We start from the raw sequence: 21,120 nt of genomic DNA on the forward strand, positions 1-21,120 counted from the left end.
GTGTAGCGCTAACCCTGCCAACGTTCCCGGTCGGCTGTCTCCCCGTCGCCGAAATCGAACTCGTCGATAAGGCCGCGGCGCGCCTGGGACGCGCGCTTGCGCTCCGATGCGGACGCGCGCGTGGTGTCGTAGAGTCGGGCGTCCTGGCCACGTCCCGCCATGGTTGGGTCACCCGCTCGCGATGGCTCCCAATCAAACGAGATCTCGCCGATGGTGACGGTGTCACCCTCCTTCGCGCCGATCTTGCGCAACTGGTCCTCCACGCCGGCCTTGTTCAGGCGGTCCGAGAGGTAGCCGACCGCCTCGTCGTTTTCGAAGTCGGTCTGGCGAATCCAGCGCTCCGCCTTCTCGCCAGTGACCAGCCAGCCGCCCGGCCACATCGGGTCAGGAACAACTTCGATGCCGCCCTCCTGCGCGTGCCCACGGCGCCTTGGCGCAACCGCCTTCGGTCGCAGCACCTCCGTAGGAGTTGCCTTCTCGGCTTTCACGCGACGCTTCCTGGCACGCTCCACGATGTTCCACAGCGCCCACTTCAGCGGGTCAAGGCCCTCGCGGGTCGCGGTGGAGATCATGTATACATCCCAGCCGAACTTTTCCTTGATGTCGTCCTCCAAGAACTCCGCGAGCTCCCGGGCCTCCGGCACGTCCATCTTGTTCAGCACAACGATGCGAGGGCGCTCACGCAGGTCACCGAGACCAGAGTCCAGGTCAAGCTGGTCGGCGTAGGAGTCAAGCTCGTGCTCGAGCGCCTCAATGTCAGAGATCGGATCGCGCCCCGGCTCCATCGTGGCCACGTCCACGATGTGCGCGAGCACCGCGGTGCGCTCGATGTGGCGCAGGAAGTCCAGACCCAGGCCCTTGCCCTGGCTCGCGCCAGGGATCAGGCCGGGCACGTCCGCGATAGTGTACGTATCGTCGCCGACGTTGACCACGCCAAGGTTCGGAGCGAGCGTCGTAAAAGGGTAATCCGCGATCTTCGGCTTCGCGGCCGAAAGCACCGAAATCAGCGAGGACTTCCCCGCCGACGGGAACCCCACTAGCCCCACATCCGCCATGGACTTCAGCTCGAGGATCAAGTCGTGTGCTTCGCCAGGCTCACCCTTGAGCGCGAAGCCCGGGGCCTTCCGCTTCGCGGTGGCAAGAGCCGCGTTGCCCAACCCACCGAAGCCGCCTTCAGCCGCAAGGAAACGAGTACCCGGCACCGTCAGGTCGGCGAGGATTTCCCCGTCCTCACTACGCACAACGGTTCCAACTGGGACCTCCAAGATAAGGTCCTCTCCGCGGGCGCCGTTTCGGTGATCACCCTCGCCATTGCCGCCGCGCTTCGCCTTAACGTGCGGGCGGTACTGGAAGTCCAACAGCGTGTGCACCTGGTTGGATACCTCCAGCACGATATCGCCGCCGTGGCCGCCGTTGCCACCATCCGGCCCGCCGAGGGGTTTGAATTTTTCGCGGTGGACAGAGACACAGCCATGTCCGCCGTCACCGGCCTGGAGGTGCAGCACCGCGCGGTCAACAAATTGGGCCATTAGTTCCGCCTTCCTTGCAAAAGAGTTCTAGTAGTGGAGGGTACCGGGTTGTGGGAAAGAAAAACACCGCGCACCCGGTCGGGGTGTGCGGTGTTTCAAGTATTGCTACGGGTTACGCAGTTTCCTGTGCGACGCCAGCTGCCTCTGCAGCCTCGAGCACCTCTGCCGAAACGCCTTCGCCGTCCGCTGGGACGATGTTGACGATGCGACGGTTGCGCTTAATGCCGAACTGGACTGCGCCAGCTGCCAGTGCGAACAGCGTGTCGTCGCCACCGCGGCCGACGTTGTCGCCTGGGTGGAACTTGGTGCCGCGCTGACGAACGAGGATCTCGCCCGCCTTTACCTGCTGACCACCGAAACGCTTCACACCGAGGCGCTTCGACTCTGAGTCACGACCGTTCGTGGAGCTGGATGCACCCTTCTTGTGTGCCATGTCTGAATCTCCTTAGATGGAAGTCTTACTTGATACCAGTGATCTTGATGGTTGTCTGTGGCTGACGGTGGCCCTGGCGGACCTTGTAGCCGGTCTTGTTCTTGTACTTCAGAATGTCGACCTTCTTGCCTTTGCCGTGCTCGACAATCTCAGCCTCAACAGAAACCTTGGACAAAGCATCAGGGCCTGCGGTGACATCCGCGCCATCGACGAGCAGAACCGGGGTGAGGGCAACCTTGTCGCCCGCTTCACCCTCGATCTTCTCGACCTTGACTAGGTCGCCTTCGGCAACCTTGTACTGCTTGCCGCCAGTCTTGACGATCGCGTACATAGAGGGTTACCCCTTATCTAAACTCGTTGTGTCTCCCCGCATGCACAGAAGACAGTTGGTACAGTTCTCTAGCGCTTTGTGGCCTTTCGCGTTCCACCGTGCCTGCATGCGTAAACGGCGCGGCTTCACAGCCCAAAACAGCGACTGTCAAATACTACACAGAAGCGGGTGCGATTATCAAACCGCACCCCACTGCTCCTCTATTTGGAAGAGGTTCGGCGTGTCGCGCGTCGCCGCCTGCGCCGCGCACTCGCCTTCGACTCCTGTTTCTTCGTCGCAGGCTTGGTTGCCTTCTGCTTCGTTTCCTTCGCCTTCGGCTGCTCCTGCTGCTGCGGCTGGGACGTCTTGCGCACTGCGCGCCGACGCCCGCGCCGGCGAGGAGACTCCGTCACCTTCGCCTTCGGCTGCTCTTGCGCTTCCTCGCGTGGAGCTTCCTTCACAGGTTCCTTAACGTGCTCCTGGCGTTCGAAATCTTCGCGCTTTGGCTTGTGGTCCGAACGGGAGTTACCGCGGGTCGCTCGCTTCCGGCGCGGGGAGCGCTCGAAGGCGTCGACGGCCTCCTCGTACGTCTGCTCGGACTTGCCTTTCTCCTGAGCCTGCTCCTGCGGTTTGTCCTGTGGCTTGTCCTGTTCCTGCGCGCGCCCACGCCCGCGGCTCGTGCCTCGACGTCCACGGCGGCGCGAACCGGACTCGCGCTTGGAGGATTCACCTACTACAGGCGGCTTCGGCTCGTCGTTGTCCTCGTGTGCTTCATTGTCTTCGGACACAACCGAGCCGACCAGCTCGTCGATCGCCTTTTCGTCCAGCTTGCTGCGGCGCTTCTCCTCCGCCTTCTTGTTGGAACGCTCGCCGTTCGACTTCCCGCGACGCTTGCCGCGGCCACCGCGGTGCTGCAGGTCGTCTTCCTCCGGGTTGTACGTCGCGTGCTCTACAGGCTCCTCGGTGATGATCACACCGCGGCCACCACAGCACTCGCACGGCTTGGAGTAGGTCTCAAGCAGACCATCGCCGAGCTTCTTGCGGGTCAGCTGCACCAGGCCGAGCGAGGTGACCTCGGAGACCTGGTGGCGGGAGCGGTCGCGGCCCAGCGTTTCCTTCAGGCGACGCAGCACCAGCTCCTTGTTTTCATCCAGGATCATGTCAATGAAGTCGATGACCACCATGCCGCCGATGTCGCGCAGGCGCAGCTGGCGGACGACTTCCTCCGCGGCCTCCAAATTGTTCGCGGTGACCGTCTCCTCGAGGTTGCCGCCGGAGCCAGTGAATTTGCCGGTGTTGACGTCAATCACCGTCATGGCCTCGGTGCGCTCAATAACGAGCGTGCCGCCCGACGGCAGCCACACCACGCGGGCAAGCGCCTTCTGGACCTGCTCGTCGATGCGATGCTCCGCAAAGGCGTCGGCACCGTCGTGTTCGGAGCGGTCAAACTTGGTCACGCGGTCCAACAGGTCAGGCGCGACGGACTGCAGGTAAGCGTGCGCAATGTTGTAGGACTTCTTGCCGTCGATGATCAACTCAGAGAAGTCCTCGTTGAAGACGTCGCGGACGACGCGGACGATCAGGCGCGGCTCTTCGTAGAGCAGCACCGGGCGCGAGCCCTTCCCGTTCTTCGCGGCTTCTGCCTTTTCCTGCACCATTTCCCACTGTTTGTGCAGGCGCTGGACGTCCTCAGCAATCGCTTCCTTCGACATGCCCTCGGCAGCCGTACGAATAATCGCCCCACCCTTGCCAGGCACAACCTCGTTGAGGATGCCCTTGAGGCGCTTGCGTTCGGTGACGGGCAGCTTGCGGGAGATCCCAGCGTTACGGCCACCCGGCACGTACACGAGGAAACGTCCGGCCAGCGAAATGTGCGTTGTCAGGCGAGCACCCTTGTGCCCGTTAATATCCTTCGAGACCTGCACCATCACCTGGTCGCCGGACTTCAGTGCGTGCTCAATCCTGCGCTTCTTTCCGCCAAGCTTCGCAGCCTTCCAGTCAACCTCGCTGGCGTAGAGCACCGCGTTGCGCCCGGTTCCGATGTCGATGAACGCCGCTTCCATGCCCGGCAGCACGTTCTGGACACGGCCCATGTAAATATTGCCGATGATCGACGCGTTATCGTCCGTGGACACAAAGTGCTCCGCAAGCAGCCCGTCTTCCAGGACCGCTACCTGCGTGATGCGGCCTGGGCCGTCGTTGCGGTCGCGCTCGCGCACCACCATCGTGCGGTGCACCGACTCGCGCCGCGCAAGGAATTCCGCCTCAGAAACAATACGGGAGCGCTGGCGCTCCGCTTCTCGACGCTCACTCCGCCGACGACGCTGCGCCTCCAGACGGGCGGAACCGCTGATCCCCTTCGGCTCGTCAATAACCTCGACCTTAGGTTCTTCCTCCTTGGGCTCCTCAACTTCACCCTTCGGTGCGGCATCCTCATCCGCTTCCTTCGGTTCGGAGGTGCGCACTGCTCGGCGGCGCTTTGGACGCGTCGGCGCCTTGAAGATCGGCGCGTATTCGACCGTTGCTTCCTCTTCAGGATCGGGCTCCGGCTCTTGTTCGGGCTCCGGTTCTGGTTCCGGCTCTGGTTCCGGCTCCGGCTCGTCGGCGACCTCGAAGGTGGCGTCGACTTTCTCCTCGATCTGGTGGATTTCGTTTTCTACGTCCTTGCGCACCCGCTCGCGGATCTTTTCGTCGCTGCTATCCTTCGACTTCTTCGCCTCAGCCTTATCCGCGGGCTGCTGCAGCGCATCGATGACCTTCTCGGCTTCCTCCCGAGTAACCGAGGACTGCGCAACCTTTGTAATTCCCAACTCAGTCAGCGCGACGACAACGTCCTTCGACGCCACCCCCAACGCCTTCGCGAGCTGGAACACCCGCATTTTGTCTTTCAGGGTTGATCGATCAAAGTCCTGAATTTCGGTATGAGATTTTTTCGCCACGTACGTGCTCCTATATTTTTGCATCTGCAAGCTGCGTCAACCGGGCGCGAAGCCGTTGCCGCTGCCACACGGCTGACACACGTTCCTACAGAAAGTTGTAAAAAGCTTGCCTCCATTGTGACACACGACGCCGACTGCGCCTATTTCAGCATCGCTGCCAACACAACAAAACCGCCCACCCTGCCATGTACAGCAGGATGGGCGATTGAAGCGTGGTTCTTACTTGTTCGGGAACCAGATTGCGATCTCGCGCTCGGCGGACTCTGGGGAGTCGGAACCGTGGACGACGTTCTCGCCGACAGTGAGGGCGAAGTCGCCGCGGATAGTACCAGGGGTTGCCTTGGCAACCGGGTCGGTGCCGCCGGCGAGCTGGCGCCAAGCCTCGATAGCGCGCTCGCCCTCGACGATGCCTGCTACCAGCGGAGCAGAGGTGATGAAGTCAACGAGTTCACCGAAGAACGGCTTGTCCTTGTGCTCTGCGTAGTGCTTCTCTGCGGTCTCGCGGTCTGCGGTGCGCAGGTCCATCTCGACCAGCTTGAGGCCCTTACGCTCAATGCGGGAGATGATCTCTCCGACGTGGCCGTTTGCAACGCCGTCTGGCTTAATCAAAATCAGTGTACGTTCAGTCATGTCTCCATACCCTACTAAACAACAACCACCGGGTGCGAACATCTTGATGTGGGGGTGATTAAAGTTTGCTCCATGACATATGAGAGTCCCCTGCCGCCAATTCCGGACGTCGGCACGCGAGCGCGCTCCATCACCGATCTGCTCTTCGGCAACCTCGGCGAGCATGCGTCGGCGCCGGCGCTCACGGAGGTCGAGACGGGGCGCAGCGTGACCTATGCGCAGCTTCACCAGGAGGTGCTGGCGCTCGCCGCCACGTTGCGCAGCCGCGGCATCGGTCCCGGGGATTGCGTCGCAGTGCAGCTGCCCAACGGCATCGACTTCGCCGTCACTTTCCTCGCGTTGGTGCAGGTGGGGGCGTCGGCAAGCTTGTTGGGGACGAGTCTCACCGCGACCGAACGTGACCACCTCTGCGCGCTCGCCGAGGCCAAAGTTCTTCTCGACGCCCCCATCGCCCCCACCGAACCACCCGAGCGCAGCGCCTCCCCAGCCGGGCCGGAAGATATCGCCGCGGTTGCCTTTTCCTCCGGTACCACCGGTTTGCCGAAGGCCGTCGAGCTCACTCACCGCAACCTGTGCGCGAACATGCTGCAGTTTTCGGCCGCGCTGCGCGCAAGCGGCATCGGCGCGGGCACCTCGACACTGGCGCCGCTGCCGTTCGCCCACATCTACGGGCTGAACACGCTGCTGCTGTCGTCGCTCTACGCGCGCCACCATATTCACACGATGGCAGGCTTCGACCTGGGAGCGTTTATTGAGGCGCAGCGAAGCCACCATATTGAGCTGGGCTTTATTGCCCCGCCGATCGCGCTCGCACTCTCACGACACCCTGAGGCGACCGCGGAGGCGTTCGCGGACTCCCGGTTCATGGTGTGCGGCGCCGCCCCGCTGGACGATGCGTTGGCGGACAGCGTTGAGCAGCGGCTCGGCACGGTGATCCTGCAGGGCTACGGCACCACGGAGACGTCGCCGGTGACCCACGTGGGCATTGCCGGGAGGTCGAAGCCGGGCTCGATTGGGTTCGCGGTGCCGAATACGCAGTTCCGCATCGTCGACCTTCGCGACGGCCACGACGTCGCCCCCGGCGAGCCCGGTGAGATGCTCATCCGGGGCCCGCAAGTGATGCGGGGCTACCGCAACGACCCAGAGGCAACTCGGGCGACGATCAGTGGTGGGTGGCTGCACACGGGGGATATCGTCACGCTGGCTGAGGACGGCACCGTCTACATCGTCGACCGGGCGAAAGAAGTGATTAAGTACAAGGGCTTCCACGTCGCCCCCGCCGAGCTTGAGGCGCTGCTACGCACCCACCCCGCGGTTGCCGACGCCGCCGTCGTCCGCCATATCGTGCGCACCCACGGTGTCGATTGCGAGGTCCCGCGCGCCTGCATCGTCGTCGCCGACGGCGCTACGTTGAGCCGCGAGGAAATCATGGAGTGGGTTGCCGAGCGCGTGGCCGGATACAAAAAGATCCGTGAAGTCACCTTCACGGATCACATCCCCCGCAACGCGGCGGGGAAAATTCTGCGGCGCGAACTCTAGTCGGCGTCCAGGTGCTGCGTGGTCAGGTAGCCGCCACGCATGCGCTGCACAATGTCGGAGCGCAGCTTCACGATGAAGAACCACACCAGGCCGAACATCAGGCCAACCACCGTGACCGACCAGTGCACGAAGAACCCAAAGATGAGCGGCACCTGCAGGGCCAAGTTAATCCACATCGCGCCCGGAATCTTCTGCGCGAACGCCATCACCGCGTGGGCGACGCCGATGACCACGATGTACACCCAGTTGAACGTGGTCCAGTAGGCGCCACCGTCGACTTTAAGAATCACGAGCAGGATGAGCAGCACGGTGATCGATTCCATGATCAGCGTGCCGGAGAGCACTCCGCGCAGTCCTGCGATTGGGTCCTTGACCGGCTCGTGCCCGAGCCCGAGCGGGCTGATCGGCGGTTGGCGTTTTTCTCTGCTCACTCTGGGTCCTTTCCAAACATGGTGCGGGCCTCCCCCGCGGTCACGACAGAGCCGGTGATGATCACACCGGAGCCGGACTGCACGCCGACTTCCGCAAGGGCGTCCTCGGCAAGCTCAACGGCCAGCTCGTAGGCGGACGGCAGGTGCGGCTGCACGTGCACGCGCTCATCGCCGAAGATGGAGCGGGCGATCTCGGCAAGGTCTTCGGCCTCCATCGCGCGTGGCGAGGAGTTCTGCGTAATCACGACTTCCGTGAGCGCCGGCTCTAGCGCCTGGAAAATGCCAGCGGCGTCCTTGTCACCGAGGATGCCCAGCACGCCAATGAGTCGGGTGAAGTCGAAGTCGTGCTGCAGCGCCTCCGCGAGGGCGGTTGCGCCGTGTGGGTTGTGGGTGGCGTCGATAAACGTGGTGGGTGTGGCGCGCACTCGCTCGAGCCTGCCCGGAGAGCGGACCGCCGCAAAGCCTTCCCGCACCGCCTCGATGTTGAGCGGGTGCTCGGCGTGTGCACCGTGGAATGCCTCGACCGCCGCGAGCGCGACGGCCGCGTTGCGGGCCTGGTGTGGGCCGGACAGCGGCAGGAAGATGTCGTCGTAGCTGCCGGCGAGCCCGCGCAGCCGTAGCTGCTGGCCTCCGACGGCCACCCCGGCTTCCTCAACGCCGAACTCGGAGCCGAGGCGCGCGACGGCGCTACCGACCTGGACGGTCTGCTCCAGCACTACGCGCATGGCCTCCGGCTGCTGGTCGGCGATGACCGTGACGGAGTCCGGATTTGTGATGATGCCGGCCTTCTCGCCCGCGATCTGCTCGATGGTGTCGCCGAGGTACTGCGTGTGGTCGATGCCGATCGGCATGATCACGTTGACGTCCGCATCGATCACGTTGGTTGCGTCCCAGCGGCCACCCATGCCGACTTCCACCACGGCGATGTCCACCGGGGCGTCGGCAAACGCGGCGTAGGCGATGCACACCATGGCTTCGAAGAAGCTCAGCGGCTGGCCGAAGTGGTCGTCAGCCATCGCGAGGTACGGCTGAATCTCATCGTAAATGCGCACAAAGTCCGCGGGGTGGATTGGTTGGCCGTCGATCCCGATGCGCTCGGTGATCAACTGCAGATGCGGGCTCGTCGTGCGCCCCACCCGGTGCCCGAGGCTGCGCAGCAGCGACTCGATCATTCGGGTTGTCGACGTCTTCCCGTTCGTCCCCGCGACGTGAATCGCTTTGAACGAACGCTGCGGGGAACCCAGCAGGTCCATGACGTACTCGACGCGCTCGAGCGTCGGGTCGATCTGCGTCTCACCCCAGCGCTCCTCGAGCTCCTGCTGGACCTCACGCAATGCCGCGAGGTCCTCAGGCGTGACCTCGCGCGCGACGACGTCTTCCGTCTCCTCCGCCTGCGGCGCGCCCAGGTTCAGGCGTAGCCCAGACTCCTCGACGGAGATATCGAACTGCTCGGGTAGCTCCGGAAGCTCCGGCAGGTCAGCATTGTCGGCCATCTACGCCTCCGGCAGCTGCGCCAGGCGCGCCGTCACACGTGCGAACTCTTCCTTCGCAACCTGCTGGCGCACCTTGATCTTCTCAACGACCTGCTCCGGCGCGTTCGCCAGGAACTGCTCGTTGCCAAGCTGACGGCCAGTGGTATCGAGCTCCTTCTCCGCCGCCGCGAGTTCCTTCTCCAGGCGCTTGCGCTCGGCCGCAACGTCGACGGTGCCGGAGGTGTCCAGCGCCACGTCGAGCGTCGCCTGGCTCAGGCGCATCTCAATGCTTGCCGACGCCGCAAAGCCCTCAGCAGGCGCCTCCACCCGCGCGATATCGCGGATAACGTTTTCCAGCCCAGCCAGGTCCGCCTTGGCAAAGTCAAGCTTCGCCGGCACCTTCTGGTTCGGCTTCACACCCTGGTCTGCACGGAAACGACGCAGCTCGGTAATCAGCTTGATCGCATCCTGGATCCTGCGGCGCGCCACATCATCCGTTTCGACGCCACCATTGGTGTCCTCCGCAGTCGGCCACGGCGCCTGCGTCACCGAAGGCTGCTGCGTCAACGCGGTCCACAGGACCTCGGTGATGAACGGCATCGTCGGGTGCAGCAGGCGCAGCACCACGTCGAGCACGCGGCCGAGCACGATCTGCGTGTTGCGCCCCTGCGCGGTCTCGCCCTCACGCGGGATCTGGGTCTTTGCGATCTCCAGGTACCAGTCGCACAGCTCATCCCACGCGAAGTGGTAGAGATCCTCGTTCGCCTTCGCGAACTGGTAGTCGTCCAAGTAGGCGTCGACCTTCGCGCGGACTTCCTCCGCGCGGTCCAGGATCCAGCGGTCGGCGTCCGTCAGCTCCTCGCGGGCCGGCAGCGGACCAACCGCTGCGCCGTTCATCAGAGCGAAGCGGGTCGCGTTGTACAGCTTGGTGGCAAAGTTACGCGCGGACGTGGCGTTGTCCTCACCGATCGGCAAGTCCACGCCCGGGTTCGCGCCGCGCGCAAGGGCGAAGCGCAGCGCGTCAGCGCCGTAGCGCTCGACCCAATCCATCGGGTCGATGCCGTTGCCCAGGGACTTCGACATCTTGCGGCCCTTCTCGTCGCGCACCAGGCCGTGCAGGTACAGGTCCGTGAACGGGATGATCGGACGGCCGTCAACCCCCTCGCCGAGGATCTCCGGGGTGTTCTTTCCAGCAAAGGTGCCGAACATCATCATGCGGGCAACCCAGAAGAACAAAATGTCATACGCGGTAACCAGCACGGACGTCGGGTAGAACTTCTCCAGATCCGGCGTCTTTTCAGGCCAGCCGAGCGTCGAGAACGGCCACAGCGCAGAGGAGAACCAGGTATCCAACACGTCCGGGTCCTGGGTGTAGCCAGCCGGCGGCTCCTCGTCAGGGCCGACGCAGACCACTTCGTCATTCGGGCCGTACCAGATCGGGATGCGGTGGCCCCACCACAGCTGGCGCGAAATCGTCCAGTCGTGCATGTTGTCCACCCAGTCGAAGTAGCGCTTCTCCATCGACGCCGGGTGAATCTTCGTATCGCCATTACGGATCGCGTCGCCGGACATCTTGGCCAGTTCTTCAACCTTGACGAACCACTGCAGGCTCAGACGCGGCTCAATTGGCTCGCCGGAGCGCTCCGAGTGGCCCACCGAGTGCACGTACGGGCGCACTTCCTTGACGATGCGGCCCTGCTCCGCCAGCGCCTCGCGCACCGCCACGCGCGCCTCTTCGCGGCTCATACCGTCGAACTTGGTGCCGGTATCGGCGATGTGGCCGGTCTCGTCCATGATGATCGGCATGTCCAGGTTGTGGCGCAGGCCCATCTCGTAGTCGTTCGGGTCGTGTGCAGGCGTGATCTTCACCGCGCCGGTGCCCAGTTCCATATCGACGTAATCGTCGGCAATCACCTGAATCTTCAAGTCATCGCGGAACGGGTGGTCAAACTCCTGGCCAACCAGGTCCGTGTAGCGCTCGTCGTCCGGGTGGACGGCAATGGCGACGTCGCCAAGCATGGTCTCAACACGGGTCGTGGCAACGACCAGGTGCGGCTCGTCGTCGTTGAGCGAGCCGTAACGGATGGAGACGAACTCGCCCTCAACGTCCTTATAAACGACCTCAATGTCGGACACCGCGGTCTCCAGCACCGGCGACCAGTTCACCAGGCGGTAGTCGCGGTAGATCATTCCGGCGTCATACAGCTGCTTAAAGATGGTCTGCACTGCGCGCGAGAGGCCGTCGTCAAGGGTGAAGCGCTCACGCGACCAGTCGACGGAGTCACCGATAGCCCGCATCTGCGTGGTGATGGTGCCGCCGTACTGGTGCTTCCACTCCCACACCTTGTCCACGAACTCTTCGCGGCCATAGTCGTAGCGGTCCTTGCCTTCCTCGGCCTTCAGCTTCGCCTCGACCTTCGTCTGCGTAGCGATGCCCGCGTGGTCCATACCCGGCAACCACAACACCTCGTAGCCCTGCATGCGCTTGCGGCGCACCATAACATCAATGAGCGTGTGGTCCAGGGCGTGGCCCATGTGCAGCTGCCCCGTCACATTCGGCGGGGGCAGCACCACAGAATAAGCAGGCTTGTCCGAGGAAGCGTCGGCGGTGAAGTATCCCTTCTCCACCCAGCCCTCGTACAAAGCCTGCTCGTGTTCGCCGGGCTCCCAAGACTTCGGGAGCGCATCGGCTCGGTTCTTGCCTACCAAATGTTCAGTCGCGTCAGTCACGGTTGACTATCTTAGCCATCAACCTCCGGTAGGCGCGACCGGTTAGAAAAGCTTGGAGGCAATCTCCCACTCGCCGCGCATCGCTTCGACGTTCTTGTCGATGCGCTCGCGCTGGAAGTCGCTGATCTCCAGCCCCTCGACGACCTCCCACTTGCCATCACGGCCGATGACTGGGAAACCGAAGAGCAGCCCCTCCTCGACACCGTACTGGCCGGTGGAAGGCAGCGCTGCCGTCGTCCACTTGCCGTCGGTGCCATTGACCCAGTCACGCATGTGATCAACCGCCGCGGAAGCAGCGGACGCCGCCGAGGACTTACCGCGGACCTCAATGATCTCGCCGCCGCGCTTGGCAACGCGCGGGATGAACTCGTCGACGTACCAGTCGCGGTCCAGCTTGTCGGCGATCTTCTCGCCGCCGACCTCAGCGAAGGTCACATCCGGGAACTGAGTATCCGAGTGGTTGCCCCACACCACCATCTTTTCAATTGTCGACGACGGCACCTCCAGCTTCTGGCCCAGCATGGACAGTGCGCGATTCTGGTCCAGTCGCATCAAGGCATTGAAGCGCTCGGCAGGGACATCCGCCGCGGCCTTCGCAGCGATGCGCGCGTTGGTGTTCGCCGGGTTGCCCACGACAAGCACCCGGATATCGTCCGCAGCGCCAGCGTTGATGGCCTTACCCTGCTCGACGAAGATCTTGCCGTTCGCGGTAAGCATGTCCGCGCGGGACTCGCCCTTACCGCGTGGCTTCGCGCCAACCAGGAACGCGGCGTTTGCGCCCTCGAATGCCTTGAACTGGTCATCGGAAACGTTGATACCAGTCACCAGTGGGAAGGCAGAGTCGTGCAGCTCCATCGCGGTACCCTCCGCCGCGCGGACAGCTGCCGGGATCTCGAGCAGCGTCAGCTCGACCGGCTGATCCGCACCGAAGACGTCGCCGGAGGCAATACGCCACAGCAGGGAGTACGCGATGTTGCCTGCTGCGCCGGTGACAACGACTTTAACGGGAGTGGAAGAATGGTGTGTCATAGAAAAACCTCGGGTCAATAGTGTGCGGTATCTGACATTCAAAGTATAGGTAGCTCAACCGACACACTACCCCCGAAATCGTGCATACCCTCCCCCCTTTAGGCCTAAAAGGCATAGTAAGGCAGACAAATTCCCGTTTTGCACGGTGCAAATTCTCAAATGGGGGCATCATAGAGAAAAGTAGATGTCACCAATGAGCCAACATTCACGCATGCGTAGTAATTCAGGAGCGGATACAACGATGGATTTCCCCACCGACCCCACCTCGGCGAGTATCAAAGCACCTGAACCAGATATCAACGCAGAAATCGACAGTGTTGTTGACATCGCCCTCGACATGTTCGCCCGCGGTGGCTTCTCCCAAACAAAGCTGGGTGCCATCGCGAAGGAAACCGGCATGTCGAAAAGGATGATCCATTACCACTTCAGCGACAAAAAGGGCCTCTACGCAAAAACGATCAGGCGCGCGCTCGACCGCCTGGCTCCACCCGAAGAGATCCTGCAGCGCTCCTACGCAGTCCCAGTTGACGGCATGCGCCGCTTCGTAGACAGCATGTTCCACTCCTTCCAGGACAACCCTGAGGCAGTTCAGCTGCTCATTCGTGAGCGGCTCGAGCCGGTCCTCGAGGACGCCTCAGCGGACATTGTGCACGGCCGCAGCGAGATCACGCTGCACGTCGAGCGCCTCCTGCTCGTGGGCCAGGACGCCGGCGCCTTCCGGCCGGGGATCTCCGCCGATGACGTACTCGCGCTGCTCACGGCGCTGAGCACGCTGCGGGTATCGGGCAACGCGGCGTCAATAATTACGAGCCACCTCGACCTCGACGAGCCGCGAAACGTCGAAGGGATGCGGCGCATGGTTATTGATACCGTGCTGGCGTTTTTGACATCCAACATCGCGCCCTCGGGCTACGAAAGCTACCTCGAGGCCACTCCCCTGCCGGACAGCGAAGGCACCGGCACCAGCGACGACCTCTACGACATCTACTAACTGCGACTCGGCAGCCTTAGGCCGAGCGCTGCCCTTCAGCTTCCACGAACTGCGGCTCTGCAGCGCCCCGCACCACGTCGCCGTTGATAACGACTTCGCTGACGTTCTCGCGGTCGGGCAGGTCGTACATGATGGGCACGAGCACTTCCTCCATGATGGCGCGCAGGCCACGGGCGCCGGTGTTGCGCTCGGCAGCGCGGTCCGCGATCTCCTCGAGGGCGTCCTCGGTGAGCGTGAGCTGGGCGCCGTCCATCGAAAAGAGGCGGCTGTACTGCTTCACCAGTGAGTTCTTCGGCTCGGTGAGTACGCGCACCATGGCGTCGCGGTCGAGGTTCTCCACGTTCGCGATGATCGGCAGGCGCCCAATGAACTCAGGGATGAGGCCGAACTTCACCAGGTCACCCGGCTGCACCTGCGCCAGCATGTTGGCTTCGTCGCGCTCCTGCTTCGAGTCGATCTCCGCCCCGAAGCCGATGCCCTTCTTGCCCACGCGCTCCGCAATCACCTTGTCCAAGCCCGCGAACGCACCGGCGACGATGAACAGGATGTTCGTCGTATCAATCTGGATGAACTCCTGGTTCGGGTGTTTGCGCCCGCCCTGCGGCGGCACGGACGCGACGGTGCCCTCCAGGATTTTCAGCAGTGCCTGCTGCACGCCTTCGCCGGACACGTCGCGGGTAATCGAGGGGTTCTCGGACTTGCGGGAGATCTTGTCTACCTCGTCGACGTAGATGATGCCGTGCTGCGCCCGGTTAACGTCGAAGTCCGCGGCCTGCAGCAACTTCAGCAAGATGTTTTCGACGTCCTCTCCGACGTACCCCGCCTCGGTGAGACTGGTGGCGTCGGCAATTGCGAATGGCACGTTGAGCATCCTGGCAAGCGACTGCGCGAGGTACGTCTTGCCGGAGCCCGTCGGCCCCAGCAGCAAAATATTCGACTTCGCGATTTCCACTTCCTCATCACGCTTGCGGTTCGTTACATTCTCCGACTCCGCTCGGATGCGTTTGTAGTGGTTGTACACCGCCACCGCGAGCGTGCGCTTCGCCGAGTCCTGCCCGATGACGTACTGGTCCAAAAACTTGGTGATCTCACTTGGCTTCGGCAGCCGATCCGCAGCCTCATCCTGCTCAGCCTGCGCCCCGCCGAGTTCTTCCTCGATGATTTCGTTGCATAGCTCGATGCACTCATCACAGATGTAGACTCCGCCACCGGCAATAAGCTTGCGAACCTGCTTCTGCGTCTTGCCGCAAAAGGAGCACTTCAACAGGTTTGAGGTGTTTTGGGATGTTGCCATAGATGCGTTGGACTCCAGCTTCTTCGTCTCGCCTAAGGGTTGACCTTAGAGCTTAGCGGGTACGTCAAACTCACACACTCTCGCACGTTGTCGCGCATCGTGGCGATCAAGGGCACAATGGAGCGCATGACGCATATACATACTGTGGAATACGGCAATAAAGACAACACCAGCACCGTGGTGCTCCTCTCCTCCATCGCGACGACGCACGAATCCTGGTCGAAGCAGATTCCTGAACTGGCGAAGCACCACCGTGTCATCGCGGTCGATCATCGCGGGCACGGCGGCTCCGACGTCGCCCAGGTGGCTCCCGGCTCCGCAACCGTGAAGCTGCTTGCGCAGGATATCTTGAGCGCGCTCAACCGTGAGGGGGTCGACCGCTTCAGCGTTGTCGGCCTCTCCCTCGGCGGCGCCATTGCGCAGTATCTTGCGGCGTACAGCGGGCGCGTGGAGAAGGCTGTCTTCGCTTGCACCGCGACTTACCTCGGTGGCAATGAGCAGTGGGACGAGCGCACGCGCATCGCACGGGAGGAAGGCATGGGCCCCATCGCCGACATGCTCATTCCTAACTGGTTCACCCCAGCATTTATCGACGCCCACCCAGGGGAAGTCGAGCGCATCCACGACATGGTCAGCGCCATCGACCCCGAGGGTTACGCCCAAAACGGCGATGCCTTGGCAAAGTGGGACTTCGCTTCCCACCTGGATCAGATCACCTGCCCAGTGCTGACCATCGCGGCCACCGGCGACGCCGGTACCGGCCCGGACAAACTGGCCGAAATCGCCGACGGCGTCGCAGGCCCCGTGGAGTCTGTGGTCATTGAGCCGGGCTCGCACCAGGTGCCCATCGAGAACCCTGCTCCGTTCAATGAAGCGCTGCTGAAGTTTTTGGGCTAAGATTTGTCGGCTACGCTAGACGCAGAAGTCTGTCAGAAAGGATCCCCTAGTGATGAACACCCGGCCCAAACTTGTGCTTGCCGCACTCTTGACGTGCACGACGCTGTTGGCCGGGTGTAACTCGTCGCCGGAGGATCGTTTGGCGGAGCCTGAGATCTCGTTCCCGGCGAAGGAGACGTCGACAAGCCCGGCGCCCGACGATGATGACGAGGACGCGACCGAGACCGAGACGTCCACCTCGACAAAGACATCCACGAGTACCTCGAAGAAGAGCTCAAGCTCTTCTAGCTCCTCGAGTTCTTCGAAAAAGTCGAGCGCTTCTGCCTCCTCTAGCGATGATGACAGCGACGAGCCCGCGCCGGTACAGCCTGCCGAGCCCGCCCCACAGAACGGCGCGACGTGCGCGTGGCCGAAGCAGGGCCAGCAGTCAGCGAGCGACGAATACAGCACCTTCTGCGACGGCGACTGGGCCCGCACCGTGATGCCGAACGGCCAGGAGTACTTCTGGGCTTCCAACGGCAACTCTTGGGCATCCGTTGACCCCGTCGGCGAGCACGAAGGCAACGCCTGCTGGGACCGTAAGGACTTCACCTCCGCACCGGCCGCGGTGCGCGACGCGGTCCCGTACTGCCCTTAAGCCTGCAGCACCTCCGCTGGCTTCTTGACGACGACCGGCTTCGCGGCCGGCGCTCGCAGCCCTACCAGCGCGACCGCGCTCAGCACGAACACGCCTGCTGCAACGATGTAGAGCCCACGTGGCCCCAGGCCGGCCTCGGCGAGGTAGCCGATGAGCAGTGGTCCGCAGACCGAACCAACTCGCCCCACAGCCAACGCCACTCCAACGCCGGTCGCCCGCAAGTGCGTCGGGTAGGACGCCGGGGTCACGGTGTACATGCCGGTAACGCACGCGTTCAGCAACATACCAACCAGTACGCCCAGCGGGAACGCCACCAACGACGCGCCCGCGGAGAAGATGAAGGCCACCAACGCGCCCGCGCCACCGATGGCGAAGGCGGTGAGCAGCACGCGGGCGTCAACACGCGTGGTAATCACTCCGAAGATCAGCGAGCCGATCGTGCCGCCGAACGCGATCATGATGCCGCCGAAAATACCCTGCTGCGCGGACAGTCCCAGTTCATTGAGCAACTTGGGCGTCCAGGAATTAGCAAAGGCAAAACCAAAGCTGATCAGCGAGAATGCAATCCAGATCCGTACAGTCGTCGACAGCCATACTGGGGAGACGATTGCGCGCAGGGCGCCCGAGGCGGAAGCCGGGGCGCTCGTCTGGGCCGGAACCACTGCTCCCCCGTGCCCAATGCGGCGTGCGATACGCTCAACGCGCGCAGCGTCACCACGGCTTGCGAGCACGTCCACCGACTCCGGCAGCAACGCCGTTGCAAGCACCAGCGCCACGGCAGACAGAGCCGCGCCCACGAAGAAGATCGAGTGCCAGCCGTGGCTCTCCACAACCTTGGACGCCAGCACGCCGCACAGCGTCGCGCCAACGCCGTACCCCGACGCGTAGACCGCCATCGCCAGCCCACGGAACCGGTCGTTAGAATACTCACTGACCAGCACGGTCACGCACGCGAGCACGCCGCCCACGCCCACACCAGTGACGAAGCGCCACGCGATAAACGCCGCGGTACTCCCCGCGAAGCCCGACAGGAGCAGGCCCACGGTATCAATCAGCAGCGCCACAAGAATCACGTTTCGACGCCCCCATCGATCCCCCGCCGGCCCAAAGACCGCCGCGCCGACACCAACGCCGAGCAGCGCTGCCGACAGCACCCAACCCAGCAGGGACGAGCCGATCGCGAACTCCTCCGCCAGGTGCGGCGCCGCAAATGCGGTTGCGACGAGGTCATAGCCGTCAAGGGCGTTCAAATAGGTAATGACGGCAATGATCAGCCACTGGTACGGGCTCATCGGCCGAGTGTTAATGGAAGTTCTGATATCCACCGCGCTCTTTCCTTTATCTTCACGTGTCGTGTTTTCGCAGATGTGTGAAGAATGTACCGCACGGTCTGTCTATTCGCGCCCTTTTATTCACGCTTTGTCAAGCACACAAAAAGACGCCACCCGGTTACCCGTGGTGGCGTCGAAAAGCGATCAGAAGTTAGCCGTTCAGCTTGCGGTAATCAAAGACCTGGTCGATGATGCCGTACTCGACAGCTTCCTGCGCGGTAAGGATCTTGTCGCGATCCGTATCAATACGGACCTGCTCCGCAGTGCGACCGGTGTGGTGCGCGAGTGTGTCCTCCATCAGGCGACGCATGCGCTCGATCTCATTGGCCTGGATCTCGAGGTCAGAAACCTGGCCCTGGGTACCCTGCGTCGCGGGCTGGTGGATCAGCACCCGCGAGTTCGGCAGCGCAGCGCGCTTCCCCGGCGCACCTGCGGCAAGGATGACCGCCGCAGCGGACGCAGCCTGGCCGAGGCACACCGTTTGCACGTCCGGGCGGACGTACTGCATCGTGTCGTAAATCGCCATCAGCGCGGTAAACGAGCCACCCGGCGAGTTAATGTACATCGTGATGTCGCGGTCCGGGTCCTGGGACTCCAGCACCAGCAGCTGCGCCATGATGTCATTCGCGGAAGTGTCATCGACCTGGGTGCCCAGGAAGACGATGCGCTCCTCGAAAAGCTTGCCGTATGGGTCGATCTGCTTCGTGCCGAAGGAAGTCTCCTCCAAGAACTGTGGCAGCACGTAGCGGGAGGAAGGCATTTGGAAAGACATACGTAAATTCTCCTGTCTACTTAGTTGCTGATCGAGCCCTGAGCGCTCTCGATAACGTGGTCCACGATGCCGTACTCCATCGCCTCTTGGGCCGTGAACCAACGGTCACGGTCGGAATCCTTCGTAATCTGCTCGAAAGTCTGGCCGGTATGCTCAGCGATGAGCTGGGCCATCTCGCGCTTCGTCGCAGCGAACTGCTCAGCCTGAATAGCAATGTCGGCAGCAGTACCTCCAACGCCTGCGGACGGCTGGTGCATCATAATCCGAGCGTGCGGAAGCGCGTAACGCTTGCCTTTCGTGCCGCCGGAAAGCAGGAACTGCCCCATCGACGCCGCCAAGCCCATGCCGTACGTAGCAATGTCGCACGGCGAGTACTTCATCGTGTCATAAATCGCCATGCCGGCAGTCACGGAACCACCCGGGGAGTTAATGTACAGCGAGATGTCGCGAGTTGGATCCTCCGCGGACAGCAGCAAGATCTGCGCGCACAGCTTGTTCGCAATTTCGTCGTCAACCTGCTGGCCCAGGAAAATAATGCGCTCGCGCAGCAGGCGCTCATAGACAGAATCACCCAAGTTCATGCCCTGCGATGGGGATGTCATAAAAATGGCTCCTTCGTGGTTCAAACTCTTTTATGTAGCGTCAACAATGCCACCACCCTACTCCGATAGTCCACTTTGCACGGGGTTGTTCGCTGATGGCGTACACGTACGTTGTGAACCCGTAGTGAATGGCGAAACGCCCCGGCGTAGGCGCAACGCGTGCGCATCGCCGGGGCGTTTCAACTCACGATTTAGTCTTCGGAAGCCTCTGCTTCTTCCTCTTCAACCTCACCGAAGTAATCGTTCGGGTCGACGGTCTCGCCCTTGTCGTCCTTCACGGACACGCGGCAGATCGCGGTAGCGAGTGCCTTGCCACGGCGGACGTCTGCGAAGAGGTTACCGATCTGGCCTGCCTGCTGCAGCTGCGCCACGAACTGGTTCGGGTCCATGCCGTAGGACTGCGCGGTGAACAGGATGTGGTCGGTCATCTCCTGCTGGGAAACCTCAGGCTCCTCCTGGTCAGCAACAGCGTCCAGGAACAGCTGGGTACGGACAGCGGACTCAGCCTGCTCGTGGTTCTTCTTGTCGAACTCCTCGCGGGTCATGCCCTGTGCCTCGAGGAACTGTGCGACAGCAGCCTCGTCGTGCGCCAGCTGGCCGAGCATCTGGTGGAGCATGTTGTGCTCCTGCTCCTCGACGATGGACTTCGGAAGCTCGAACTTGGTCTCCTCGAGCGCTGCCTTCAGTACCTCGTCGCGGATGTCAGCTGCCTGCTGGGTCTTCTTGTCCTCAGCGAGCTGCTCCTTGGTGGATTCACGCAGCTCCTCAGCGGTGTCGAACTCGGAGGCCATCTGAGCGAACTCGTCGTCAAAGTCAGGAAGCTTGCGCTCCTTCGACTGCTGGACGTGTACCTTGATGGTGGCTTCCTTGCCCTTGTGCTCGCCGAACTCGATCGTCGCTGTGAACTCGTTGTCCTCGCCGGTCTTCATGCCGCGCAGCGCGGTGTCGAGACCCTTGATCAGGTCGTCCGAGCCGATCTGGTAGGTCAGGCCCTCGGTGGAAGCCTCCTCGACCTTCTCGCCGTCAACCTCAGCGTGCAGGTCGATGACTGCGAAGTCGTCGGTCTTCATCTTGCGCTTGGTGTCCTTGAGCTCGCCGAAGCGCTCGCGGAGCTGGTCGATCTCCTTGTCGACGTCCTCGTCGCTGACCTCGAGGGCCGGAACAGTGACGTCAATCTTGGAGAAGTCAGGGACAGTAATCTCTGGGCGAACGTCGACCTCAGCGGTGAACTCGACGACGTCGTTGTCCTCGATCTTGGTGATGTTGATCTCTGGCTGACCGATCGGGTTCAGGCCATTTTCCAGGACAGCCTTCTCGTAGCGGGTTGGCAGCATGTCGTTGACAACCTGCTCCAGGATCGGGCCACGGCCGAAGCGGGCGTCGATCAGCTGGCGAGGAGCCTTACCGCGACGGAAGCCAGGAATGCTGACCTGCTGCGCAATTGACTTGTACGCCTGGTCGATTTCCTTGCCGAGCTCATCGAAAGGAACGCTGACGTCCAACTTGACACGAGTCTCACTGAGCTTGTCGACGGAAGTCTTCACGGATTACTCC

Annotated in this window: 18 protein-coding genes; 4 read left to right on the forward strand and 14 right to left on the reverse strand. The window is 62.6% G+C overall.

Going from position 1 to position 21,120, the window contains the following annotated elements:
- Positions 1 to 8: 8 nt before the first annotated feature.
- The 5 genes from obgE to ndk form a co-directional block, all read right to left on the reverse strand.
- Positions 9 to 1,529, reverse strand: a complete 1,521-nt coding sequence (gene obgE, locus QP752_RS08305) for a GTPase ObgE (RefSeq protein ID WP_070362042.1) — start codon at positions 1,527 to 1,529, stop codon at positions 9 to 11.
- 112 nt (positions 1,530 to 1,641) lie between these two features.
- Positions 1,642 to 1,962, reverse strand: a complete 321-nt coding sequence (gene rpmA, locus QP752_RS08310; RefSeq protein ID WP_070362041.1) for a 50S ribosomal protein L27 — start codon at positions 1,960 to 1,962, stop codon at positions 1,642 to 1,644.
- Positions 1,963 to 1,987: 25 nt separating this feature from the next.
- Positions 1,988 to 2,293 (reverse strand): 50S ribosomal protein L21, encoded by a 306-nt coding sequence (gene rplU / locus QP752_RS08315; RefSeq protein ID WP_070362040.1) that lies wholly within the window; start codon positions 2,291 to 2,293, stop codon positions 1,988 to 1,990.
- Positions 2,294 to 2,493: 200 nt separating this feature from the next.
- Positions 2,494 to 5,211, reverse strand: coding sequence for a translation initiation factor IF-2 N-terminal domain-containing protein (locus QP752_RS08320; protein WP_284805249.1), 2,718 nt, complete (start codon positions 5,209 to 5,211; stop codon positions 2,494 to 2,496).
- 219 nt (positions 5,212 to 5,430) lie between these two features.
- On the reverse strand, positions 5,431 to 5,841 hold the full coding sequence (gene ndk, locus QP752_RS08325; protein WP_070478404.1) for a nucleoside-diphosphate kinase: 411 nt from the start codon (positions 5,839 to 5,841) through the stop codon (positions 5,431 to 5,433).
- A 72-nt stretch (positions 5,842 to 5,913) separates the two neighbouring features.
- On the opposite strand from ndk, the gene QP752_RS08330 reads away from it, so the two are divergent.
- Positions 5,914 to 7,380, forward strand: coding sequence for an AMP-binding protein (locus QP752_RS08330; protein ID WP_284805250.1), 1,467 nt, complete (start codon positions 5,914 to 5,916; stop codon positions 7,378 to 7,380).
- On the opposite strand, the gene QP752_RS08335 is transcribed toward QP752_RS08330, so the two are convergent.
- The 4 genes from QP752_RS08335 to QP752_RS08350 are packed head-to-tail and all read right to left on the reverse strand — an operon-like array spanning position 7,377 to position 13,042.
- Positions 7,377 to 7,811 carry a DUF4233 domain-containing protein gene (locus QP752_RS08335; protein ID WP_070362036.1) on the reverse strand — a complete coding sequence of 145 codons (435 nt, stop codon included), beginning with the start codon at positions 7,809 to 7,811 and terminating at the stop codon, positions 7,377 to 7,379. The two genes, QP752_RS08330 and QP752_RS08335, sit on opposite strands and share 4 nt — an antisense overlap.
- Complete coding sequence (locus QP752_RS08340; protein ID WP_284805251.1) at positions 7,808 to 9,304, reverse strand: folylpolyglutamate synthase/dihydrofolate synthase family protein; 1,497 nt, start codon at positions 9,302 to 9,304, stop codon at positions 7,808 to 7,810. The genes QP752_RS08335 and QP752_RS08340 overlap by 4 nt, the downstream gene beginning before the upstream one ends.
- Positions 9,305 to 12,013: a valine--tRNA ligase gene (locus tag QP752_RS08345; RefSeq protein WP_284805252.1), complete on the reverse strand. Its 2,709-nt coding sequence runs from the start codon at positions 12,011 to 12,013 to the stop codon at positions 9,305 to 9,307.
- 42 nt (positions 12,014 to 12,055) lie between these two features.
- Positions 12,056 to 13,042, reverse strand: a complete 987-nt coding sequence (locus QP752_RS08350) for a malate dehydrogenase (RefSeq protein ID WP_256000909.1) — start codon at positions 13,040 to 13,042, stop codon at positions 12,056 to 12,058.
- Positions 13,043 to 13,253: 211 nt separating this feature from the next.
- On the opposite strand from QP752_RS08350, the gene QP752_RS08355 reads away from it, so the two are divergent.
- On the forward strand, positions 13,254 to 14,033 hold the full coding sequence (locus QP752_RS08355; RefSeq protein WP_284805253.1) for a TetR family transcriptional regulator: 780 nt from the start codon (positions 13,254 to 13,256) through the stop codon (positions 14,031 to 14,033).
- 16 nt (positions 14,034 to 14,049) lie between these two features.
- Here QP752_RS08355 and clpX read toward each other — a convergent pair whose 3' ends face one another.
- On the reverse strand, positions 14,050 to 15,327 hold the full coding sequence (gene clpX, locus QP752_RS08360) for an ATP-dependent Clp protease ATP-binding subunit ClpX (RefSeq protein ID WP_070362031.1): 1,278 nt from the start codon (positions 15,325 to 15,327) through the stop codon (positions 14,050 to 14,052).
- Positions 15,328 to 15,453: 126 nt separating this feature from the next.
- On the opposite strand from clpX, the gene QP752_RS08365 reads away from it, so the two are divergent.
- Together QP752_RS08365 and QP752_RS08370 are read left to right on the forward strand one after the other, a co-directional pair.
- A complete protein-coding gene (locus tag QP752_RS08365) occupies positions 15,454 to 16,224 on the forward strand; it encodes an alpha/beta fold hydrolase (protein WP_256000907.1) in 771 nt (256 codons plus the stop codon).
- Between the two features lie 49 nt (positions 16,225 to 16,273).
- Complete coding sequence (locus tag QP752_RS08370; protein WP_284805254.1) at positions 16,274 to 16,861, forward strand: hypothetical protein; 588 nt, start codon at positions 16,274 to 16,276, stop codon at positions 16,859 to 16,861.
- Here the strand turns inward: QP752_RS08370 and QP752_RS08375 are convergent.
- From QP752_RS08375 to tig, 4 genes are all read right to left on the reverse strand, one after another.
- The gene (locus tag QP752_RS08375; protein ID WP_284805255.1) at positions 16,858 to 18,186 is read right to left on the reverse strand and encodes an MFS transporter; all 1,329 of its coding nucleotides are present in this window, start codon (positions 18,184 to 18,186) and stop codon (positions 16,858 to 16,860) included. The genes QP752_RS08370 and QP752_RS08375 overlap by 4 nt on opposite strands.
- 157 nt (positions 18,187 to 18,343) lie before the next feature.
- Positions 18,344 to 18,964: an ATP-dependent Clp protease proteolytic subunit gene (locus tag QP752_RS08380; protein WP_070362028.1), complete on the reverse strand. Its 621-nt coding sequence runs from the start codon at positions 18,962 to 18,964 to the stop codon at positions 18,344 to 18,346.
- Positions 18,965 to 18,984: 20 nt separating this feature from the next.
- Positions 18,985 to 19,566 carry an ATP-dependent Clp protease proteolytic subunit gene (locus QP752_RS08385; RefSeq protein ID WP_070362027.1) on the reverse strand — a complete coding sequence of 194 codons (582 nt, stop codon included), beginning with the start codon at positions 19,564 to 19,566 and terminating at the stop codon, positions 18,985 to 18,987.
- A 191-nt stretch (positions 19,567 to 19,757) separates the two neighbouring features.
- Entirely contained in the window at positions 19,758 to 21,110 is a 1,353-nt protein-coding gene (gene tig / locus QP752_RS08390; protein ID WP_284805256.1) for a trigger factor, read from the reverse strand.
- Positions 21,111 to 21,120: the final 10 nt, after the last annotated feature.

Origin of the sequence: Corynebacterium sp. UMB10321 (genome assembly GCF_030228725.1) — a bacterium.
GTDB lineage: Bacteria > Actinomycetota > Actinomycetes > Mycobacteriales > Mycobacteriaceae > Corynebacterium > Corynebacterium pseudogenitalium.